26 protein-coding genes are annotated in these 21,497 nt (G+C 48.7%); 14 read left to right on the top strand and 12 right to left on the bottom strand.

All coding sequences use genetic code 11. From position 1 onward, the window contains the following. Positions 1-262 precede the first annotated feature (262 nt). Positions 263-1,165: a LysR substrate-binding domain-containing protein gene (locus AYY17_RS10075; protein WP_412779018.1), complete on the bottom strand. Its 903-nt coding sequence runs from the start codon at positions 1,163-1,165 to the stop codon at positions 263-265. A gap of 122 nt (positions 1,166-1,287) precedes the next feature. Here AYY17_RS10075 and AYY17_RS10080 point away from each other — a divergent pair, with 122 nt between their 5' ends. Next, entirely contained in the window at positions 1,288-2,202 is a 915-nt protein-coding gene (locus AYY17_RS10080) for a DMT family transporter (protein WP_067423405.1), read from the top strand. Between the two features lie 130 nt (positions 2,203-2,332). On the opposite strand, the gene AYY17_RS10085 is transcribed toward AYY17_RS10080, so the two are convergent. After that, the gene (locus AYY17_RS10085) at positions 2,333-2,815 is read right to left on the bottom strand and encodes a DMT family transporter (protein WP_067423407.1); all 483 of its coding nucleotides are present in this window, start codon (positions 2,813-2,815) and stop codon (positions 2,333-2,335) included. 93 nt (positions 2,816-2,908) lie between these two features. Here AYY17_RS10085 and AYY17_RS10090 point away from each other — a divergent pair, with 93 nt between their 5' ends. Further along, positions 2,909-3,817: a LysR family transcriptional regulator gene (locus AYY17_RS10090; protein ID WP_067423408.1), complete on the top strand. Its 909-nt coding sequence runs from the start codon at positions 2,909-2,911 to the stop codon at positions 3,815-3,817. Here the strand turns inward: AYY17_RS10090 and AYY17_RS10095 are convergent. Next, positions 3,807-4,247: a hypothetical protein gene (locus tag AYY17_RS10095; RefSeq protein WP_067423410.1), complete on the bottom strand. Its 441-nt coding sequence runs from the start codon at positions 4,245-4,247 to the stop codon at positions 3,807-3,809. The two genes, AYY17_RS10090 and AYY17_RS10095, sit on opposite strands and share 11 nt — an antisense overlap. 370 nt (positions 4,248-4,617) lie before the next feature. On the opposite strand from AYY17_RS10095, the gene AYY17_RS10100 reads away from it, so the two are divergent. Beyond that, positions 4,618-4,962, top strand: a complete 345-nt coding sequence (locus tag AYY17_RS10100) for a DMT family protein (protein WP_067423412.1) — start codon at positions 4,618-4,620, stop codon at positions 4,960-4,962. Positions 4,963-5,103: 141 nt separating this feature from the next. Further along, positions 5,104-5,535, top strand: coding sequence for a carboxymuconolactone decarboxylase family protein (locus AYY17_RS10105; protein WP_067423414.1), 432 nt, complete (start codon positions 5,104-5,106; stop codon positions 5,533-5,535). Positions 5,536-5,565: 30 nt separating this feature from the next. Here AYY17_RS10105 and AYY17_RS10110 read toward each other — a convergent pair whose 3' ends face one another. Beyond that, positions 5,566-6,015 (bottom strand): VOC family protein, encoded by a 450-nt coding sequence (locus tag AYY17_RS10110; protein WP_067423416.1) that lies wholly within the window; start codon positions 6,013-6,015, stop codon positions 5,566-5,568. A 229-nt stretch (positions 6,016-6,244) separates the two neighbouring features. Here AYY17_RS10110 and AYY17_RS10115 point away from each other — a divergent pair, with 229 nt between their 5' ends. The 6 genes from AYY17_RS10115 (at position 6,245) to AYY17_RS10135 (ending at position 12,691) form a co-directional block, all read left to right on the top strand. Then, positions 6,245-7,402 (top strand): double-cubane-cluster-containing anaerobic reductase, encoded by a 1,158-nt coding sequence (locus AYY17_RS10115; protein WP_067363930.1) that lies wholly within the window; start codon positions 6,245-6,247, stop codon positions 7,400-7,402. 10 nt (positions 7,403-7,412) lie between these two features. Next, positions 7,413-8,216 (top strand): acyl-CoA dehydratase activase, encoded by an 804-nt coding sequence (locus AYY17_RS10120; protein WP_067423418.1) that lies wholly within the window; start codon positions 7,413-7,415, stop codon positions 8,214-8,216. Continuing rightward, positions 8,213-8,476 carry a putative Se/S carrier-like protein gene (locus AYY17_RS10125; RefSeq protein ID WP_067423420.1) on the top strand — a complete coding sequence of 88 codons (264 nt, stop codon included), beginning with the start codon at positions 8,213-8,215 and terminating at the stop codon, positions 8,474-8,476. The genes AYY17_RS10120 and AYY17_RS10125 overlap by 4 nt, the downstream gene beginning before the upstream one ends. 100 nt (positions 8,477-8,576) lie before the next feature. Next, on the top strand, positions 8,577-12,149 hold the full coding sequence (gene nifJ, locus AYY17_RS10130; RefSeq protein ID WP_067423422.1) for a pyruvate:ferredoxin (flavodoxin) oxidoreductase: 3,573 nt from the start codon (positions 8,577-8,579) through the stop codon (positions 12,147-12,149). Positions 12,150-12,183: 34 nt separating this feature from the next. After that, on the top strand, positions 12,184-12,357 hold the full coding sequence (locus tag AYY17_RS21540; protein ID WP_156656677.1) for a hypothetical protein: 174 nt from the start codon (positions 12,184-12,186) through the stop codon (positions 12,355-12,357). Between the two features lie 46 nt (positions 12,358-12,403). Further along, positions 12,404-12,691, top strand: coding sequence for a DUF5339 domain-containing protein (locus tag AYY17_RS10135; RefSeq protein ID WP_067423424.1), 288 nt, complete (start codon positions 12,404-12,406; stop codon positions 12,689-12,691). Positions 12,692-12,747: 56 nt separating this feature from the next. Here the strand turns inward: AYY17_RS10135 and AYY17_RS10140 are convergent, their stop codons facing one another. Then, a complete protein-coding gene (locus AYY17_RS10140) occupies positions 12,748-13,410 on the bottom strand; it encodes an HAD family hydrolase (RefSeq protein ID WP_067423426.1) in 663 nt (220 codons plus the stop codon). 205 nt (positions 13,411-13,615) lie between these two features. Between AYY17_RS10140 and AYY17_RS10145 the strand changes: the two genes are divergently transcribed. From AYY17_RS10145 to AYY17_RS10155, 3 genes are read left to right on the top strand one after another with little or no spacing between them, the layout of a single operon-like run. After that, positions 13,616-14,116, top strand: coding sequence for a 2-thiouracil desulfurase family protein (locus AYY17_RS10145; RefSeq protein WP_067423428.1), 501 nt, complete (start codon positions 13,616-13,618; stop codon positions 14,114-14,116). Then, positions 14,113-14,469, top strand: a complete 357-nt coding sequence (locus tag AYY17_RS10150) for a VOC family protein (RefSeq protein WP_235845337.1) — start codon at positions 14,113-14,115, stop codon at positions 14,467-14,469. Before AYY17_RS10145 ends, AYY17_RS10150 begins: the two co-directional genes overlap by 4 nt. 18 nt (positions 14,470-14,487) lie before the next feature. Next, a complete protein-coding gene (locus tag AYY17_RS10155) occupies positions 14,488-15,225 on the top strand; it encodes a phosphatase (RefSeq protein ID WP_067423430.1) in 738 nt (245 codons plus the stop codon). A 35-nt stretch (positions 15,226-15,260) separates the two neighbouring features. Here the strand turns inward: AYY17_RS10155 and AYY17_RS10160 are convergent, their stop codons facing one another. The 7 genes from AYY17_RS10160 to AYY17_RS10185 all read right to left on the bottom strand — a co-directional run bounded on the left by AYY17_RS10160 (position 15,261) and on the right by AYY17_RS10185 (position 20,050). After that, the gene (locus AYY17_RS10160; protein ID WP_067423432.1) at positions 15,261-16,040 is read right to left on the bottom strand and encodes a creatininase family protein; all 780 of its coding nucleotides are present in this window, start codon (positions 16,038-16,040) and stop codon (positions 15,261-15,263) included. A 55-nt stretch (positions 16,041-16,095) separates the two neighbouring features. Then, positions 16,096-17,445 carry a purine-cytosine permease family protein gene (locus tag AYY17_RS10165; protein WP_067423434.1) on the bottom strand — a complete coding sequence of 450 codons (1,350 nt, stop codon included), beginning with the start codon at positions 17,443-17,445 and terminating at the stop codon, positions 16,096-16,098. Between the two features lie 288 nt (positions 17,446-17,733). Further along, positions 17,734-18,546, bottom strand: a complete 813-nt coding sequence (locus AYY17_RS10170) for a DUF2145 domain-containing protein (RefSeq protein WP_067423435.1) — start codon at positions 18,544-18,546, stop codon at positions 17,734-17,736. 1 nt (position 18,547) lies between these two features. Beyond that, a complete protein-coding gene (locus AYY17_RS22235; RefSeq protein ID WP_235845338.1) occupies positions 18,548-18,718 on the bottom strand; it encodes an STM0539 family protein in 171 nt (56 codons plus the stop codon). Between the two features lie 28 nt (positions 18,719-18,746). Beyond that, positions 18,747-18,989: an STM0539 family protein gene (locus AYY17_RS22240; protein ID WP_235845339.1), complete on the bottom strand. Its 243-nt coding sequence runs from the start codon at positions 18,987-18,989 to the stop codon at positions 18,747-18,749. A 12-nt stretch (positions 18,990-19,001) separates the two neighbouring features. Next, complete coding sequence (locus AYY17_RS21215) at positions 19,002-19,172, bottom strand: DUF2569 family protein (RefSeq protein ID WP_328585537.1); 171 nt, start codon at positions 19,170-19,172, stop codon at positions 19,002-19,004. Between the two features lie 374 nt (positions 19,173-19,546). Beyond that, positions 19,547-20,050, bottom strand: coding sequence for a GNAT family N-acetyltransferase (locus AYY17_RS10185; protein WP_067423437.1), 504 nt, complete (start codon positions 20,048-20,050; stop codon positions 19,547-19,549). A 332-nt stretch (positions 20,051-20,382) separates the two neighbouring features. Between AYY17_RS10185 and AYY17_RS10190 the strand changes: the two genes are divergently transcribed. Next, positions 20,383-20,955 carry a histidine phosphatase family protein gene (locus AYY17_RS10190; RefSeq protein ID WP_067423439.1) on the top strand — a complete coding sequence of 191 codons (573 nt, stop codon included), beginning with the start codon at positions 20,383-20,385 and terminating at the stop codon, positions 20,953-20,955. Positions 20,956-21,497 lie beyond the last annotated feature (542 nt).

Here is a 21,497-nt window from a genome sequence, read left to right on the forward strand (position 1 = left end):
ATTAACTATATTGGTATTAATTGAAATAATGCATGGTAGTGACTTTATTTGCAGGTGATATTATTTTTATCGTTTGATGTGAAAGGATTTTATTTTAATTTAAAATCGACGAGTTTACTGTCTTAGTTATTAATAACAATGAGTTATTAAGTTGAGTCATATAATGACTCACTGTGATTAAATATATATAGTAAAGTAATTGATAATAATAAATGATGTTGAATATATTATTTATTCTCCGATGCGGGCATAGTTGAATATATTATTTATTCTCCGATGCGGGCATAAAGGTGTGATGAAGCCAGTCACTGACCGCACTGACCATCGCAGGATCCGCACTATGGCGGTTACGCAGCAGATAAAAGCCTTTGCCGGGCTGCCAGGTGAGATCCGGAAAAAGCGGCTGAAGTGTCTGTTGTGTCAGTTCATCTTCCACCAGAAAATCATTGGCGATAAGCACGCCCTGCTGATGTTTTGCGGCATCAATCGCCAGCAAAATCTGATCAAAATGCAGCCCGCCGGGAAGCGTTGTTTTTTCGTGCGCTAAACCTGCGTGCTGCTTCAGCCAGGCGTCCCAGTAAGGATACAGCGTGGTATGCAGCAGTGTTACGTTTGTCAGATCTGACGGGGAATTGAGTGCAAAACGCGCTGCGTAATCCGGATGACAGAACAGACGGCAGGGTGCATCAGTCAGCCGTATCCAGCCCGGCTGTACCTGAGAGTGACTGCAATAGCGGACCGCTAAATCCACATTATCGGTTTCCAGTGAAACCAGGGCTGCCGTGGCATTCAGATGAAGATCCAGCCCCGGAAAAGCTCTGACAAAATCACTCATCCGCGGAGAGAACCATTTTGCCGCAAGCCCGGGCGGCATCGAAATCGTCAGTTGGTGGTGTGCGCTGTAGCGAATTTTTTCACCCGCACTGCGGATAAGCTCCAGCGCAGGTAAAATTAAGCGATAGTATTTCTGACCTGTTTCCGTCACGGTCAGTTTGCGGATCTCCCGGTGAAAGAGCATGACACCCAGCTCTTCCTCCAGCTTTTTGATCTGCTGACTGACTGCTCCCGGCGTCACATGCAAAGATTCAGCAGCATTAATAAAACTGCCGAGACGTACGGCAGCCTCAAATGCCAGCAAGGCTTTCATCGGTGGATAAGCATTCACAGAACAGCACCCATAGAATAGTTTTTGTATTTCATAAGCGAATTTAAATCGGTTGTAACACACCCGCTGATTTTGAACAATAGCGCCATCAGAAAAAGGAGAGTAAAGGGAGTGATGAACAAATGAATAACAAAACCGCGCTGGCATTTGCCTTTCTGGGCATTATCTGGGGCACTAATTTTGTATTTATGCGCTGGGCAAGTGAGTGGATAACCCCGGTACAAATTGTGTTTCTGCGGGTTATGTTCGGCTTTGTTCCGATAGCGATTCTGGCGTGGACACAAAAAGCATTATGTAAATCGCATCTGCGTTATACCGGGCATTTTCTGGTGATGGCGCTGCTGGCTACAGTGATTTATTACTGGGCATTTGCCTCCGGTACGTCGCTGCTGCTCTCCGGGGTTTCCGGTGTACTGAGCGGGGCTATTCCGTTGTTCTCTTTTATTGTTGCGGCTGTTTTTCTGCGGCAGGAAAAAATCACCGCCGGGCGGTTAGGCGGTATTTTACTGGGGTTTGCCGGTGTGGTGCTTATCGCCAAACCGTGGCAGGTCAGCGGGGACAATATCAGTCTTGCCGGTGTGGGGTATATGATCCTGGGCTCACTGAGTGTGGGGATCTCGTTTGTGTATGCCAAAAAATTTCTGGCAGATAAAAAAATTGCTCCTCCGGCGCTGGCAACATATCAGATTGGTCTGGCGCTGCTGATTTTAACTTTTATCACGCCATTTACCGGGATAACCGCGATTGCACAGGATACCACTGCCAGCCTCGGGCTGATTATCGGGCTGGGGCTGCTTGGTACCGGGATTGCGTATCTGACCTATTACTATCTGATCCTCAATCTGGGTGCGGTTGTTGCTTCATCTGTAACTTATATTCCGCCGGTTGTGGCACTGATTGCCGGGGTGACGGTTGCCAATGAACAGATTGGTCTGACCGAAGTGCTGTCAATGGTATTGATATTGAGCGGGGTCTTTTTATTACAGCGTCCTTCACGCCGTCCGGAAGCGGTGAAAGATGCTGAGGCAGTGCAGTAAAATTCCGGACATACCCTTATTCATTCAAACTGCAGGTTCGTTGGCTGCATCCTGAATGACGTTGGGAACACAAACCTATCTTTTTATTATTTGTTCGACTTGAGTGCTTTTTCCTGCCCCGTTATCAGTATCACGGGGCTTTTTTTTCGCCCGCAAACTGCATCACCAGAACACCAGTGATCACCAGGCCTATCCCTGCCAGTTTTGCTATCTGAACCGGTTGTTTCGGCATCCCGAACAGACCAAAGTGCTCAATCAGAGCTGAAATTGCTAACTGACCGGCAATCACCATCACGAAAAACGTGATCCCGCCGATTTTCGGCACCAGGATCAGGGCAGAGGTCAGATACAGCATCCCGGCTATCCCGCCCAGCCAGATCCAGAGTGGCTGATGCAGCAGGTCAGCACTTAATACCGGCTTCGGTACTTTAAATATTAATAATAACGGTGCTAAAACAATAATACTGATTAATAATGAAACCAGACTGGCCCACAGCGGGTGTCCCAGATGGCGCGCTAATACCGCGTTACTGACGGCCTGGACCGGTACAATAGCACCGGCAAAAAAAGCACAGATAATCAGGGCGATACCTGATAAAGATAATGTTGTCATCGTTGTCTCCCGATTAACGTTTTGTTAACATCCATCATAGAGTGTTTTTTTATGAGCGGGAAATGATCAATTTTATAGAGTACTATTCGCCATATGAATAACTTAAAAAAATTAGATTTAAATCAGCTTGTTACGCTTCATGCATTATTGCGGGAGCGCCATGTCAGCCGTGCCGCGGTGTCATTGCACCGCAGCCAGCCGGCAGTCAGCCATACACTGAATCAGTTGCGTGAGTTATTTCAGGATCCGCTGCTTATCCGCAGGCAGGGACAGTATCAGTTATCCAGCAAGGCGGAAGCACTTTATGCCCCGCTGACACAGGCGCTCGGACAGCTTGATGATTTGATAGCGCAGCAGGATTTCCGTCCGGAAAATTGCGCCCGGCGTTTTAATATTGCGATGTCTGATTATGGCGCGGCTATATTGTGTGCGAAGCTTGTCTGTTATCTGCGGGCAAACGCACCTGCGGTTAATCTGCAAATCTGGCAGGGCAACCGGGAGGAGATGCAGAGTAAGTTACAGGAAGGCAGCCTCGATCTTGCGTTTGGTGTTTTTGCTGCACCTGATTACACACTGCGCACACAAACGGTCTTTACGGACATTATGGTCAGTGTGGCGGATAAGCAGTATTGCACAGAGGGTAAAATGTCGATGGCAGACTGGCTTTCCCATCCTCATATTCTGGCGAGTATGAAGCCCTATGAAGCCAATGAGATAGACCGGCAGTTACAACTGCTTAATTACCGGCGGCGTGTTGCGGTTTCAATACCTTACTGGCAGATTGCGTCACAGTTACCACAGGGAACAGATTTAATTTTGACAGTAGCGCAGCGCGCGCTGCCGGACAATATCGGTGAATCATTGCAGGTATTTGCACCGCCGCTGGTGATTGCACCACTGAATTTTCAGATGCTGTGGCATCAGAGAAGTGACGGGGATGAAGCGTTGAGCTGGCTGAGAGACGCGGTTATGAAAGTATGTCAGGGCTCAGTTATTGATTGATTTTGTGGCAGTTGAGCAGTTCCAGCAGGTAAGCCCCGTTATTACCGCCGCCGCGTTTGGAAAACCCGAATACAAAACGGTGTTTTGACGGCGTAAAATAGGCAAGGCCGCCGAGAACTTTAGCGTATATCAGTGTATCTTCGCCGATCTCCTGCAAATCCTCTTTGGACATCATGGCAAATTGCTGAATAGGCACCAGAAGCGGAGACTGATAAGGCGCCGGGTGTGTATCGAGCACGATAAACCGGTTTTCCTGAAAAAGAACGACAGCGTGGCGTTGTTTATCCGTAAAATAGTAGTCACGCAGTGCACCTTGTGTTTTCTGGTAACTGCCGGGTGATATTTCGCATTTGTAGTATCCGTTCAGCGGGACAGCTGCGGCATGACCGGTAAAACAAATGACTAATAAAATAAGAGTAAGTAAACGCATATATAGAGTAATTATTTTTACATGTTATTAGTGTAAGCGGTTATCGGTAGTCGTACAATCTGTCCGGATCAATCTTCCTGAAATTAACAGAAAGAATAAAGGGCTGAATACGTGTATAGCACAAATTTTAAAGTGCGCGGCGGGATAGTTACCCTTTGAAATAATTATCAATGTATACCCTTATTCATTCAAACTGCAGGTTCGTTGGCTTCGGTCAGCCAGCCGGGTCACATACTGATGTATGCTCCCCGGCTGTCTTCCCTTGCCGCCTTCCTGCAGCTTGAATGACGTTGGGTATATGCATATCGAATTACTGCAAATATCAGCGTAAAATAGAAAAACACAACTCTTCTCCTCTGACGGATCTCCCATGCTGGCAAAGTTTTTTCCCGTTATACTTCTGGTTATATCCAATATTTTCATGATGTTTGCCTGGTACGGGCATCTGAAATTTACAGATAAACCGCTGTACGTTGTCATTTTTTTCAGTTGGATGATAGCGCTCGCTGAGTATTGCCTGGCGGTTCCGGCGAACCGGCTGGGGCATCAGTATTATAGTGCCGCTGAACTGAAAACCATTCAGGAAGTGATTACACTTTGTGTGTTTATGGTTTTTTCTGTGATGTATCTGGGAGAGGGGGTTACGCTTAATCACCTTGTCGGCTTTGGTTTTATTGCTGTGGGCGCATTCTTTATTTTTAAAGGGCCGTTTTAAACGTCAGTGCATCACACAATTATGATAACGATACTGTGAATTTATCCATATCATGAGTGTACGACTGTTCTTATATACAGTTATTATTGCGCCTCCCGGTTTACCGGATATCACTGACCTTTTATAAAGAGCGAATCTGCCATGTCACAATTACGCCTGAAGTATCCGAATCTCAGTCCTGCCGCGTATTCAGGGCTGATAGCCTGCAAAAATGCATTGGAAAACAGTACACTGGGTGCTGAATTGACTGAACTGGTTTACCTGCGTGTTTCACAAATTAACGGCTGCGCATTCTGCCTTGAGATGCACAGCAGCGCTCTGCGCAAAAAATCAGTACCACAGGCGACATTGGACGCACTGGCGGGCTGGCAGGTGAGTGAGCGGTTTACTGACCGGGAACGTGCCGCCCTGCTATGGGCGGAGTCCGTTACACAGCTGTCGGCACAGCAAACTGATGATGCGCTGTATCAGAAAGTTAAAGCGTATTTTACGGATGAAGAGATGAGCGATTTGACTATCGCTGTTGCGCTGATGAATGCATTTAACCGGGTGGCTGTCAGCCTGCGTCAGTAACAGGGATAACAACCACCACGCGCCGGATAATTATTCCCCGGCGTTATCTCGCAGCCACGGGGTGATAGTCAGCCCGACCAGCAGACCTTCCGGGCTTTGCAGGCGGGTAACTGATTGTCCCCACGGCTCCGTTCTGTCCGCAACCAGCAGCGGATAGCCCTGTTCTGTCAGAAAACGGGTGGCCGCGGGCAGATCCGCGACTTCAAATTCCACCCACGCCTGTGGCTGCGGGTGGGTCTGCGGCCATGTATCCTGACCAAAGCAGGATTGTGCTGCCTGGCTGAGCGGCCAGAGCGCAAAATGTTTGACGCCGTGTAACTTGTCATGATCGGCAATCAGATAGTCCGGCGCACCCTCCATCGGTGCCAGCGGCAGCCCGACACTGTCTGCAAAAAAATGTTTACTGCGTGCGGGCTCGCGGGTAACCGGGCCAAAGCCGGCAACAAACAAAACGCCGGGAACAGCAGGAAAATCAGACATAACAGAGACTCCGTCAGAGGGGTGATAATCCATCTTACACATTTGCCCTGAAATAGCATCTCTTCATCAGAGGCGGTAATGCAGCGGGTATTGTGATTAAAGATCACGTTAATTTAGTTCACTCCGGTATATTCACCCTGAATATGATTTGCCTCAATTATCCACATTGTTAATAGGTCTACCCTGACGCCACATCCACATATTAGCAATGATAATGGTAGGTCTACTTATGTCATTAGTTACACAACTCCCGTCTATTTTTTCTGATTTCTCCGATGCCCGTCAGCAGGGCTTTCTTACTGTTATGGAACTGAAAGAGCAGGGTATTCCGTTAGTGGGAACCTACTGTACTTTTATGCCGCAGGAGATTGCTATGGCGGCCGGTGCTGCTGTTGTTTCTCTTTGCTCCACCAGTGATGAAACCATTGAAGAAGCAGAAAAAACCTTACCCCGTAATTTATGTCCTTTGATTAAAAGCAGTTACGGATTCGGTAAAACTGATAAATGCCCGTATTTCTATTTTTCTGACATTGTTGTTGGTGAAACCACCTGTGACGGCAAGAAAAAGATGTATGAATACATGGCTGAATATAAGCCTGTTCATGTAATGCAATTGCCGAATAACAGTGAAAGTGCAGAATCTGTCGCGCTCTGGCGCTCAGAAATCATCCGCTTTCAAAAACGTCTGGAAGAGCAGTTTGGCTGTGAAATCACAGAGCAGGGGATCCGCGATGCCATCGATTTACGCAACCGTGAACGCCGCGCATTAACGGAATTTTACCGCCTCGGGCAACTGAATCCGCCGGCACTGACAGGGCGTGAGCTTCTGAGTGTGGTGTATGGTGCAACCTTTAAATTCGATAAAACCGTGCTCATCAATGAGCTGGAAACCCTGACGGCGAAAGTCCGTGCGGAATATGCCGCAGGAAAACGTCTGGATCCGCGTCCGCGCATTCTTATTACCGGCTGTCCTATCGGCGGTGCGGCTGAAAAAGTGGTGCGTATCATTGAAGAAAACGGTGGCTGGGTAGTTGGTTATGAAAACTGTACCGGCGCAAAAGCGACGGAACAATGTGTGGATGAAAATCCGCAGACCGATGTTTATGATGCCCTTACCGAAAAATACCTGGCGATCGGTTGCTCCTGTATTTCACCTAATACACAGCGTTTGAATATGCTCAGTGATATGGTGACAGATTATCATGTCGATGGTGTTATCGATGTCATTTTACAGGCATGTCACACTTATGCGGTAGAATCACTGCTGATAAACCGCCATATCCGCGAAAAGCATGATATTCCGTATATGGCGATTGAAACGGATTATTCCACATCTGATACCGGACAGCTTGCAACCCGTATTGCCGCCTTTATTGAAATGTTATAAGGGGGCAGCAATGCTGAGTATTGGTATTGATTCCGGCTCTACTGCAACAAAAGGTATTCTGTTCAGTGATGAAAACGGCGGGCAGATCCTGCGCCGTTTTCTTATTCCGACGCCTTTTAAGCCACAGTCAGCTATTCTTGAAGCCTGGGAAACATTGTGCGGTGAGTGTGATTCACCGCCGTTTCTTACCCTGACCGGATACGGACGGAAACTGGCTGATTTTGCGGATAAACAGGTCACGGAAATCTCCTGTCACGGGATAGGCGCGCGCTGGCTGCATCCGCAGACACGGACGGTGATTGATATCGGCGGCCAGGACAGCAAAGTTATCCGTCTGGATGAGCAGGGCCATCTCACTGACTTTCTGATGAATGACAAATGTGCCGCCGGAACCGGGCGTTTTCTGGATGTGATAAGCCGGACGCTGGGAACCGATATCACTGCCGTTGATGATACTATCCGGGGTATTGAGCCACATGCTATCTCCAGCATGTGCACGGTTTTTGCTGAATCGGAAGTGATCAGTCTGCGATCCGCCGGTGTTGATCCTGAGACGATCCTGTCAGGAATTGTTAATTCAATGGCACAACGTACTGCCGGATTTGCCAAGCGCCTGAGTACCGTTCCCGCGGTATTATTCAGCGGCGGGGTCAGCCGCAGTCAGGTCTTTTGTGAGCGTCTGTCACAGCATCTGGGGGCAGAGGTTATCACTCATCCCGACGGACAATTTGCCGGGGCTATCGGCGCGGCGATTTACGGACTGCGGCAATTGCAGAAACAGGCAGCAAACCCGGCGGAGGCATCCATTCTGTGAATGATTACCTGATCCTGTTTGACAACATGCTGGGGGTGGTGGCGATGCGCAAACACCTCACCGCCGAAGGCTGTCCGTTTACAGTGACCGATATTCCGTCATCACTCGGCAAAGCCTGCGGGCTGGGAATACGGCTGAATACGGACGCCGGAATGCTGACCGGGCTTCGTACCCGCCCGCAGGTCAGTCATATTTACCTCTGTGAGCAGGATGAATTCATACTGATTGCAGAAGAGGCTCCGTCGCTTACACTCAGATAACACACCACAATCACGATAATCTCCCGTTTTTTATTCTGTTATTTTGTAAAAAATAAAAAAACCATAGAGTGATATTATCGTGAGCAATGAATTACACAGCATGATCACCACTGATGCAAATCAGGCGGTGGCACGGGTGGCGTATCAGCTGAATGAAGTGATCGCCATCTATCCTATTACTCCCAGCTCCACGATGGCGGAGTATGCAGATCATTGGGCCGCTGGTGGTGAGCTGAATTTGTGGGGGGATGTTCCCCGCATGATGGAGATGCAGTCAGAGGGGGGAGCCATTGCCACAGTGCATGGTGCGCTTCAGACCGGGGCATTATCCACAACCTTTACCTCTTCCCAGGGATTGCTTCTGATGATCCCGTCTCTGTATAAAATCGCCGGCCAGCTGATGCCGTTTGTTCTGCATGTGGCGGCGCGCACTGTTGCCACCCATGCACTTTCGATTTTCGGTGATCACTCAGATGTTATGGCTGTCCGTCAGACAGGCTGTGCGCTTTTATGTTCAAACAGTGTCCAGCAGGCGCAGGATTTTGCCGTAATCGCCCAGATAGCGACGCTGCGCAGCCGTATTCCGTTTATTCATTTTTTTGATGGTTTCCGCACGTCGCATGAGATGAATAAAATCATTGCCGTAAGCCGTGCAGAGCTGAATGAACTGATCCCGGCTGATGCTGTCCGCGCTCACCGCGACCGGGCACTGTCACCGGAGCATCCGGTTGTGCGCGGTACATCTGCAAATCCGGATACTTATTTTCAGGCGCGGGAAGCGACCAATCCCTGGTATGACGCAACATATCAGCATGTGACGCAGGCGATGGCGGAGTTTGCGCAGGCGACCGGGCGTCACTACCAGCCATTTACTTACTACGGACATCCGCAGGCAGAGCGGCTGATTGTTCTGATGGGCTCATCAGCAGGCCCTGCGGAAGAAGTTGCGGATAAACTGGTCGCTCAGGGTGAAACGGTCGGTGTGCTGGAAGTCCATCTTTACCGGCCGTTTTCTGCCGTAAATTTTCTGGCTGCTATTCCTGAAACAGTGCGCAATATTGCCGTGATCGACCGGACAAAAGAGCCGGGCGCTCAGGCGGAACCGCTTTATCTGGATGTGATGACCGCTTTTGCCGAGGCTTTTCAGAACGGGGAGCGGGCAGTGCTGCCACGGGTAACCGGCGGACGTTACGGATTATCATCCAAAGAGTTTGATCCGGATTGCGTAATGGCTATTTTCCGTGAATTAACATTAACATCGCCGAAAAGACGGTTTACCGTGGGGATCATGGATGATGTTACCGGGCTCTCGCTGGCACCGGTTGCGGCAAACCTGCCGGTCAGTCACCGTCTCAGCGCGCTGTTTTACGGGCTTGGCAGCGACGGAACGGTTTCTGCGGCAAAAAATACCATCAGTATTCTGGGTAATAATACGGCTGATTATGTGCAGGGTTTCTTTGTCTATGACTCCAAAAAAGCAGGCGGACTGACGGTTTCACATCTGCGTATCAGTGAGCAGCCGATCCGAGCGACTTACCTTATCAGCCGGGCTGATTTTATTGCCTGTCATCAGTGGCAGTTCCTGGATAAATACGCTATCGCTGAAAAACTTGCGCCTGGCGGCATTTTTCTGCTTAACAGTCCGTATCCGGCAGACAAGGTCTGGCATCATATTCCGCAGGATGTTCAGGCGCTGCTGGTCGAAAAACAGGCGCAGCTGTATGTCATCAATGCGTATCAGATAGCCCGCGAATGCCGGTTGGGTGCGCGGATCAATACCGTAATGCAGACTGCATTCTTCCACCTGACTGCACTGCTGCCGCTGACTGAAATTCAGGCTTATCTGCAACAGGCGGTGATCCGCAGTTACAGCAGTAAAGGTGATGAGGTGGTTCAGAACAACCTGGCGGCGATTGCCCGTACGCCTGATGTTCTGACCCGGGTTGCATTGCAGCCTGTCGATCCTGACAGTCTGCCGCGCCCGCCGGTAGTCCCGGATAATGCACCGGACTTTGTTAAAACCGTAACGGCTATGATGCTGGCAGGGCTGGGTGATGCACTGCCGGTTTCGGCATTCCCGCCGGACGGAACCTGGCCGGTTGGCACCACGCGCTGGGAAAAACGCAATATTGCAGAGATGATCCCTATCTGGAAACCATCACTTTGCACACAGTGTAATTATTGTGTGGCGGCCTGTCCGCATGCGGCCATCCGCGCGAAAGTGGCAGCACCGGCTGCATTCGGTGATGCGCCTGAAACACTACAGCGTCTGCCGGTCAAAGCCCGTGATATGAAAGGGCTGGATTATGTTTTACAGGTTGCACCGGAAGACTGTACCGGCTGTAACCTGTGTTATGAGGTCTGTCCGGCAAAAGACAGAGAAAACCCGGCTATCCGCGCCATCAATATGCAGCCGCGCCTGGCTCATCTGGCAGAAGAAAAGGCCAATTTTGATTTCTTCCTGCAACTGCCGGACACCCCCGCGTCTCAGATTGAGCGCATTGATATCCGCACATCCCAGCTGATAACTCCGCTGTTTGAATACTCAGGTGCTTGTGCCGGTTGTGGTGAGACGCCTTATATCAAACTGCTGACCCAGCTTTACGGAGAACAGCTGCTTATTGCCAATGCGACCGGATGCTCCTCAATTTACGGTGGTAATCTACCGACCACACCTTACACCACCAATAAAGACGGGCGGGGACCTGCGTGGGCAAATTCCCTGTTTGAAGACAATGCTGAGTTCGGTCTGGGCTTCCGGCTGACAATGGATCAGCATAAAAAACGGGTAACAAGGTTGCTGATGTCCTTTGCGTCACAACTGCCGGAAGAATTGCAACAACGGCTGACAGATGATGCGCTGTCTGCGGATGATAAACGGGTTGCGATCACCGGGCTTCGGGCATTACTGGCAGATAACCCGGATCCGCACGCCCGTGAACTGGCGGAAGATGCGCACTATCTGCTGCCGAAATCGGTCTGGCTGATTGGTGGTGACGGCTGGGCTTATGATATCGGTTTCGGCGGGTTGGATCATGTTCTGAGCAGTGGTGAAAATGTTAATGTACTGGTACTGGATACCCAGTGTTATTCCAATACCGGCGGTCAGCAGTCAAAAGCTACGCCGATGGGGGCTGTGACTAAATTTGGTGAAGAAGGCAAAGGTAAGTCCCGCAAAGATCTGGGACTGTCGATGATGATGTACGGCAATGTTTTTGTCGCACAAATCGCGATCGGTGCGCAGATGAACCAGACTGTTAAAGCGATTCAGGAAGCAGAATCGTATCCCGGCCCGTCACTGGTTATTGCTTACAGCCCGTGTGAGGAACATGGCTATGATCTGGCCTTCAGTTACGATCAGATGAAATCCCTGACAGCCAGCGGATTCTGGCCGCTGTACCGCTTTGATCCGCGCCGTGAAGGAACCGGAAAAGCACCGTTGATCCTTGATTCCCGTGCGCCGTCTGTACCCTTATCTGACGTGATAAATCAGGAGCAACGCTTTAACCGGCTGAATAACAGCTCTCCGGCGAGAGCCGCTATGCTGGTGGATCAGGCAACACAGCGGATTGCAAAACAGTATGCCCTGCTGGAATTACTGGCTTCGCAAAAATCGGCTCCCGCAAAACCGGCAGAAACAGATAATCACGCGGAAGATGCTGCAACGAGCTGATAATTAAGGGTATATAATTAATACATATACAGGAATGCAAGCTATCACAGAGGAAATCCTGCCCGCAACAGAGCGGGATATTCCTCTGCTGATTGCACTGGATACCGTTGCCGCACATGATGCTCAGCGCTGTGCCGACATCCGCGAATGGGTTGCACAGGGAGAGTGCTGTGTTGTCCGCCGCGGAGCTGAAATTGTGGCTTACTGAGTGTTGCATTACCATTTTTAATAACAATAAAGTGAAAGGATACTCCATGAAAAAATCAGTACTCACTGCCGTCTTATTATCACTCTCTTTTGTGGCTGTTTCTGCGCCGTTATCACCTCTTTGTGAAGATTATCTTAAAAAATCTGATGAGTTTATCGAACAGCTTTCAAAAACGCAGGGGATGGAAGAGCATATTGAGGAAATGAAGCAAAAGTATAACGAGTCTAAAAAGGAGTTCTTTAAATTGCCGGCAGAGACACAGGAAGGCATGTGTGAGCGGGGGATTGAAGCAATGTCCCGGATAAAACAGATGATGAAAGAGCAGAGTAAATAAAAGCGGGCTGTGTTTTCACTGCCCGCTCAAATCCGGCATCTGTTTTGTGTTATCTGTCAGCGGACAGAAAACTGTTTACGGCGTTTTTCATATTTTGCCGGATTGCGGTGAAAGTGACGCCAGTGTGGTTCTTGTGCGGCGTACAACAGTTCATAATCCCCGCGGGAATCACCCCATGCGCGCAGATGATAAGCGGATAAATCGCCGTAAATCTGTTTCAGGCGGGCAATTTTCTGACCGCAGCGGCAGTTATTTCCGCTGATTTTTCCGGTCAGAATACCGTCTTTGACATCCAGCTGGGTACCAATCAGTTTGATCCCCAGACGATCAGTAAAGGGACGCAAAACCAGTTCCGGCGATGCCGAGCATAAAGTAACTTCCGCGCCGGAATCAATTTCGGCCTCAACCGCCGACAGCCCTTCCTGACGCATCATTTTTGCCCAGTAACGTGAGCAGAATATTTTTGCTTTCTCTTCCACCCAGCGGGCTTCGACACCGGTCAGAAAGGTGGTGATCAGCACTTCTTTTAACTCATCGCGGGTCAGTCTGCGGGAGAAACAGCGCAGAGTCGGTAAAACCAGCCGCAGCATCTTCAGGGTGAAAATACGTTTCCCGAACGCAAAGCGCAGGAAAGGGACAAAGCTGTCACTGTGGGTCAGCGTGCCGTCAAAATCAAAAACGGATAAAACCGGTTTCTCTGACGGGGAAGGTGCGTGCATAACGGCTCATACTCCGGTTAAAAAAGACATCCTGCTGAGTCTAGCACTTTTTTTTAGCGGAAAGGATAAACCTGAGCGCAGGAAGGACAGCGGAATAACATCACTTGCTGCACTGCCATAAGTTATTTACTATCACCTGATTGATTATTATCCATTAAACTGTCTGGCTGCATCACGGGAAGCCGGCAAAGACTGAGAGTCATTCATGATCGCAATCAGTGCCTGTCTGGCAGGCGAAGCTGTCCGCTATGACGGCAGCCATAAGTTGTATGCCCCGCTGAAAATGCTTCAGGAATACGGACTTGCTGTTCCTGTGTGCCCGGAAATTCTCGGCGGCCTGCCGGTTCCGCGCGCCCCGGCAGAAATTACCGGCGGAGACGGAAAGGATGTCTGGCAGGGCCGCGCCCGTGTGGTAGCTCAGGATGGTGAAGATGTGACTGACGCCTTTATGCAGGGCGCGCAGCGGGCGCTTGAATACCTGAAACAGCGGCACATCACCCATGTGATTTTAAAAGCCAACAGTCCTTCCTGCGGCAGTGGTCTTATTTACAGCGGCCGGTTTGACGGCACACTGAAAACCGGCTCTGGCGTGGCAACCGCGCTGTTTGAAGCAAACGGAATAACGGTCTGGCATGAAGAACACCCGGAACTGACTGACTGTATTGCGCAGATATTACGCGGTGCACGGGCGGAAAAGAACGAATGATAAATCTGATACCTGCATCTGTTCTTATTCATGTGCCGGATGTTCCTGCCGGGCTTGCGTGGTATCAACGGGCATTTCCGCACGCGGTGGCGCAATATCTGCCTGAGTTTGATTTCACATTGCTCCGTCTTCCGGGGTTTACCATCGAAATAGTTCAGGCAGATGAAAAAGTCGGTGCAGGAAAGCGGGGAAGTGTTCTGTACTGGCAGACAGATAGCCTGGCACAGGCTATTACGCATTTTGAATCATTAGGTGCGCGGTTATATCGCGGGCCGATGCAGATTGAAGGCGGGTTGCGGATATGTCAGGTTGAAGATCCCTTCCGGAATCTGATAGGGTTAAAGGGTTGTTAATATAAAAAGGGTCTGATTATGTATCCGGTTGATTTACATGCACACACCGTTGCCAGCACGCATGCGTACAGTACCGTCAGCGACTATTTTGCGCAGGCGGCGGAAAAAGGGATGAAACTGTTCGCAATAACCGATCACGGACCGGACATGGCAGATGCACCTCATCCGTGGCATTTTTCTAATATGCCGGTTCTGCCGAGGATGATTAACGGCGCCGGGTTGCTGTACGGCATTGAAGCGAATATTAAAAACCAGGCCGGCGAAACAGATTGCACGGATAAAATGGCAAAACAGCTCGATATCATCCTGGCGGGTTTTCATGAGCCGGTTCTGCAACCTCAGGGGCAGGCGGAGAATACGCAGGCGATGATAGCCACTATCCGCAGCGGCAAGGTGCAGATTATCACTCATCCGGGCAACCCTAAGTATCCGGTTGATATTCAGGCGATGGTTCAGGCGGCAAGAGAGTGCAATGTGGCGCTGGAGATGAATAACTCATCATTTCTGCACTCACGCACAGGCAGTGAAAAACAGTGTCGCGCAATAGCAGAAGCTGTACGTGATAGTGGCGGCTGGGTTTCTCTTGGTTCTGATTCCCACTATGCAGGCTATCTGGGGAATTTTGACCGCGTGCTTGCCATGCTTCGTGAAATTGAATTCCCTGAAGCGCAGATCCTGAATGTCACCCCGCGCCGGGTGCTGGATTTCCTTGAATCCCATGGGCGCAAACCCATTCCTGAATTCGCCGGGCTGTAAGAAAAAGCCCCGCAACGTGATGCGGGGCATAAATCTTATTTTGTACGCAGATCGTAATTCCAGTTGGTTTTTTCCAGTGCCTCAATGCTTTCCACCACCAGATCGGTCAGGGCATCCAGCATTTTTTCGCCTTTTTCAATACTGGCGTAAGTCGGGTCGCCGGTGGCACCGGTTACAGATACTTCGGTGATATCCCACATGATCTGGACATTATCACCATGACGGATACTGTCTTCCGGCATCTGGCGCACGGCTTTGCTTAAATCACATAAGTCCGGGCAGACGGCTGCGGTAATTGATGATTCACCTTCTCCGCCATGACCCAGACCGTTCCATTCACGGAAGAAATGATCTCCGAGACGGCTGCCGACCACCGACCACCACGCCGGCAGGAAAGCGAATACCACATCTTTATGACGCGCTTTGACATTGCGCTGTGCGATATCCAGAGACGGAATATTTCCGTCATGACCATTGAAGACAAAAATATGTTTGATGCCGTACTGAATCAGGCTTTCGAACATATCTTCCGCAATCGCAATCACGGTTTCAAAGCGGATATTAATCGCCATCGGCGTACCGTTGTAGTGTGCCGATGTTCCGAAAGGCATGCCCGGCACCACAATAGTGCGCGACAATCGCTGTGCCGCGCGTTTTGCAACCGCCTCCGGCACAAACAGATCCGGACCGAGGGGCAGATGAGGACCGTGGCTTTCACAACTGCCGAAAACAGTAATGGCGCTGTCAATTTGTCCGTTATCGAACAATGTTTTCAGCTCTTCAGTATTGAACTCATTTAAAACAACTTTTTTCATGATGATCTCCCTGCTGCCGGTGATGCAGCTTTTGCCGCCAGTAACGGATGCAGAATCAGATAAAGGATGATAGTAAACACCAGGCTAACAAGCCGGTCGGCCAGTCAGACAGAATATTATTCATTGCCATAATCAGCCCTGAAGCCATCCCCGCCAGGGCGCTTATTACGCCTGCGTAATTGCATTTCGGCTGACTGTTAATCAGGCTGATATCATATTTACATTTGCGGGTGACATAATAATCAGCCAGCAAAGGACCGGCGAGCGGCGGCGCCATAATGCCGAGATAATTAATAAAATCAGCAAAGAATATCTGGTAAAAGCCAATAGCGCCCAATACGGTGCCGAGGATCCCGGTAGACAGAATCAGAATGCTTTTATTGACTTTTATACCCGCGGAATCCAGTACCGGGCCGGTGTACAGTGAGTTACAGTACAGCTCTGCGTCGTTGGTGGTCCACAGAGACAGTGTCCAGGTGACAACGCCGAGCAGCGCCAGCAGGAAACTTTTTTCAATCATCCAGGTAACATAGTTCGGCATTCCGACAGTCATAGTGCCGATATACCCGACGATATTGAGCAGCGGATTGGTAAAAATAAAGCAGGCCGCCGATCCCCAGAAAACCGCAGAAATACTTTTATTAAACCGGAACAGATCCACACCCATTACGGCACCGGCAATCCAGCTGCCGACAACCATGGTGATCGCCGTTGACAGCATCAGCCCTTCATTGCGGTTTGAATTTTCAATAAAGACAGATAACCCGCCGCCCTCCTGTAACATCGCATAGCCGGTGACCACAGCAATAATCATAATGATCGGCGAAACAGGAATGGCGATAATTTCCAGCCCTTTCATACCGTGAAGTGAGGTGTAAGTGAATAGTAATCCGGCGACCACACAGGAGATAAAAATTTCCAGTGTGATAGGTGCGCCGTTATACCCGTGTGCGCCCGGATCAAAGACAATTATCCCGCTGGGATTGCCCAGAAACGATCCCCAGATATCACCGACCATGCCGGTGATCGCGGCAAACCAGCCGAGTGTCAGCAGCCCCATCGCGATCATCGGCAGATTAGAGCCGAGATAACCGTATGAAAAACGGCTGAGAAGCGCCAGGCTCAGACCGGTACGCTGCGCCATAATGCCGAGCAGTGAGGTGAGAATAAATAATAATCCCATGCCGATAGCGATCGCCAGCAGCGCCATCGGAAATGACATCCCCGGTCCGCCGTTGGCACCCGCCAGTGCGCCGCCGATAAAAAGCCCGGTGGCGACATAACCAAACCCTATCCACACGAGGATCTGTTTCCAGGTCTCCCGGCGGTGAGTCATGGGTATGGGGGTAAACATAAAATCACTGTCATGCGTTTGCGGCGCATGTGAGGTGTCTTGTTTGCTCATTGTGTTTTTCCTTATCCCGTGTTGTGTTGGCATGTTGCCGGTAAAAGTACGGCTGAAATAAAAAAAATGTTGTGTTGTTGTTATGTTTTATTATTAGCTCAATAAAGTATTCATTAGCAACTAAATTAATGAAAAATAAAGGAAAAGGAAATTTAATGTAACGGACGGGTAGTCGGGGAAAGTGACAATATGAGTGAAAAAAAAGAGGTGCAGGGAAGAAAGTGGCGTAGAAACCGCTGCCGTCAGAGTTGACGGCAGCAGGATATAAAACAGCAGCAGGCGGCATTGTTACTCAGGTAACGGTCTCAGGCAGACGGCAGACCCGAAATTACCGTGGTTACATTCGACCCGGAATTTCCCGTAGCGGCTGAGAAACCCCAGCAGGCTGTCGCCGGAATTAAAGGTGATAATACCGGTCACCGGCTGGCCGTCTGTTGACACATGAGGCATAACGCTATCTGCCAGTGCCCGTTTGACCAGTCCGGCCTCTGCGGAGGAGCCGATATAAAATTCCGATTTCAGCCAGGTCACACCGGCGGGTACAGAATCAACACCCGCAGAGCGCGCAGCGGCAAACACCATCAGTATCCAGCCGTTGGAGTTCTGGCTGTCTGTTGCAAACGGATGTGCCAGCATATTGTAATCAGGATTATGAAGTGCTTTACGCAGCGCCGGGTCACGAAGAACTCTCAGCAACTGCGACTGTAAGGCGGGTGGAAAATGCAGGGTGGCGATGGTATTTCCGGCAAGGTCGTCATCGATAAACTGATACAAACCCTGGATCCACAGTTCAGATTTTGCTGTCCCGCAGGTATTAAGATTATGGTATACCCGCCAGGTTCCGTTTCGTTCTCTGACCGCATATCCGGCATGGGAAAATGTCAGTCCGTATTCACTGAGCGCTTGTCCCTGGCGCACCAGCAGAACAACTCTGTCGCCCTGTTGCTCCAGCCAGTCATGCAGAACCTTTGCCTGACTGGTACGCAGTGCAGCTTCCTGCGGGGTCGGCGGGGTTTTATCCGTACAGTTCTGACTGCCGCTGACTGCCGGGCCGGATATAATGAGCAGGACGGTCAGGAGCATTGATTTCAGCAGGCGCATATTATGGCATTTTCTCCTGATGGGTTAATTCACGATCGTCTTGTGTCACCATATGGGAAATGACTTTTCCGTCTTTTTTCAGATATGCACCGGCACCTTTTTCTGCAGGCTCAATAGTCAGTTTATCACCGGGTTTTACCGGGATTTTTTCCAGTTTTTCGGTTGCGACCAACAGAGTGACATCTTCTTTTTTCGTTGTTTTACCAGTAATAGTTGTTACTTTTTCTTTTTTTATTATTTTCTACTGATTCAGCAATCAACTGAGCAGGCAAAATAACAGGGGATAAAATAGCACCGCTTATCATTACAGAACTGTAGACACTACCGGCGCTGCTGATTACGGCTGTTGATAAATAAGGATTCTCCGGTAATTTACCCGCATAGGAGGGGACAGCTACCAAAGAGGCAGCACACACCATTGCCGGAAAAATAAACTTGTTCATGCTGTTTCCTTATTAATGAATAAATGTTTTTTTCACGCGATCAGAGACCCGGAAATAGGATAGCCAAATCATCGCATAAAAGAGAGATTTTATCAGCGGTAAGGTTGTGAGGAGCCCGGCAGAAGAGGGGATAAAACCGATAATACTGGCAAAAATGAGTGCTTCGGCACTTATGTACAACAATATGAACCCGGTAAAAACGCGGGGCAGCAGGCGGGAGCGCTTTAAAAAAAAAGGTCAGTGTGATGATGGCACCGGCGATATAAAGAATATCGGTTATTGCCATAATATGCAGAGTGGGCATCATATTGCGGGGAAGGGCATAGCCGTCATTCAGCACAGTATAATAATCGAGCAGGGAGTAGATCCCTGAAACAATAAAAAGAAACAAGCTGATTAACGGCAACCAAAGCCACCCGTCTATCCGGGAATAGAGTTTTTCAGTACATTCGCTGCAGTAATCTGTATGCGGTGCAATCTCTTCTTTATGACACTCAATACACATCCAGCGCGTTTCTATGACAGGTGCTTCCATTTTATTTTCCCGGAAATAAGGATTATCTTGCCTGATTACTTATCCGGCTCATGATAATCGCATCCACATAACGACCATCGCGGAACGCATAATCGCGGGCAATACCTTCACGCTGAAAACCGAATTTTTCATACAGCGCCATGCCATCCGGATTATTAGCAAAAACTTCCAATTCAATCCGGCGGATATCGAGCCAGTTATCGCAATAATCAATCATTGCCTGCATCAGTGTACTGCCTATTCCCTGACCACGGTAACTTTTATCAACAGTAATACCAAAACTGACCACATGGCGGCGGCGGGGGTTACTGTTTTGATTAATACCCAGCAATCCCACAACAACACCTTCAACAACGGCAACCAGGCGTGTGGATAATGCTTCATTCTGACTCAGGCGCTGCTCCCAGAATTTACGGGATGAGTAGGGCATCTGAAGCGTATTGGCATAAGAATTAAAATCTTTATGCATTTCGTATAATGCGGCTGCATCTGTTGGTTCGGCTAATCGTATTGTAATCTGGCGCATTGTTATCGTCCTTTACTATATGCGTTTACTGCATGTGCTTACACATGCGCTATTTTTTTATTAATCTCACTATTATGCTGTTTCTGTCAATGGGATGGCTGCCTGCCTGCGGTTTTTAAAAAAAAAACACACTGATATTTCTTCCTGTAAATGTATTTATTACGGGACATACTTGCTGATAATGAAAAAGTGCAGAAGGTAGCGTGGCGTAACACACTGACAAACGCAGGAAAAGACATGCCGGACGATAATATAAAAATAATTAAAAAATTCATGATGAATACCCCGGAAACCATTACACTGACGTTTTCCCGGCTCAGGGGAGTACCACTATGCGTTTGCGCGTTATCGCATCAGCATTACTATTATTGGGTATCAGTCAGATGGCATATTCAGCACAAACTCTGGTTTTTTTGCGGCACGGGGAAAAGCCGGATAATGACAGCGGTCAATTATCCGTCAAAGGACAGAACCGGGCACTGGCATTGCCGGATATTTTACTGAGCCGTTACGGACAGCCGGACGCACTGTATGCCGCAGCACCAAAACAGAGCAAGCTGGGTAATTCACTGCGCTCACTTCAGACAATAAGCCCTGTGGCTATCCGGGTATCACTGCCGGTACATCTGGAGTTTCATGCCAAAGAAACAAAAGAGCTGCGTGATGCGTTACTGGATAAGCAGCATCATAACCAGGTGATTTTTATTGTCTGGGAGCATGATAATCTCGTTAAAGTCGTAAAAGATATAATGAAACGGACAGGAGGCGACCTTGATATTGTTCCTGTGTGGCCGCGTGATGATTTTGACTCCCTCTGGGTACTGAATATTGAACACAAAAAAGAAAAAACAACCGTCACCTTTACGCAAGAGAGTCAGGGACTAAATCATCTTAGCGGAAAGTAAACAGACAGAGTCCGGGATGAATATTATTTCCTGGTTATTTTTTGCACTGTTGTTTTGAGTAAATCTCTGGTTTAAATCATTCCGTTGGAAATAAGAAAATCTCCTGCAAGGTAAAGAGTAGTATGAACATATTACTTTGTGGGATAACTCTTAATTAAAATAAGATAAATAAATATCGGGGAGGGACCTGAGCATGATATGTGTTTTTCACCAATATACTTTTTAACTAAATGTTAATGCCATGTGTTATGTTGAATGTAATACATTATTAATATTTATGATTGATATATAAATTGAAATGAGGTTCACGTAATGCTAAATATATACATTAGTCATTACGAAAGCATCGTAATAATGATTACTAAACTAATGTATATTTTTATACAGAAACAGTCCCCGGCCTAACCTTATGATTATTAAATTAAATTTAATTTTCGTGTGTTTTTCGTACAGGTTATTATGTTTTTAAATTGAGAGGAAGTATAATTAAATTAGGATTTATCACATTTAATATTATTTTTAAATGATATTTAAAACCCACT

The organism is Morganella psychrotolerans, from assembly GCF_001676055.1.
Classification (GTDB): domain Bacteria; phylum Pseudomonadota; class Gammaproteobacteria; order Enterobacterales; family Enterobacteriaceae; genus Morganella; species Morganella psychrotolerans_B.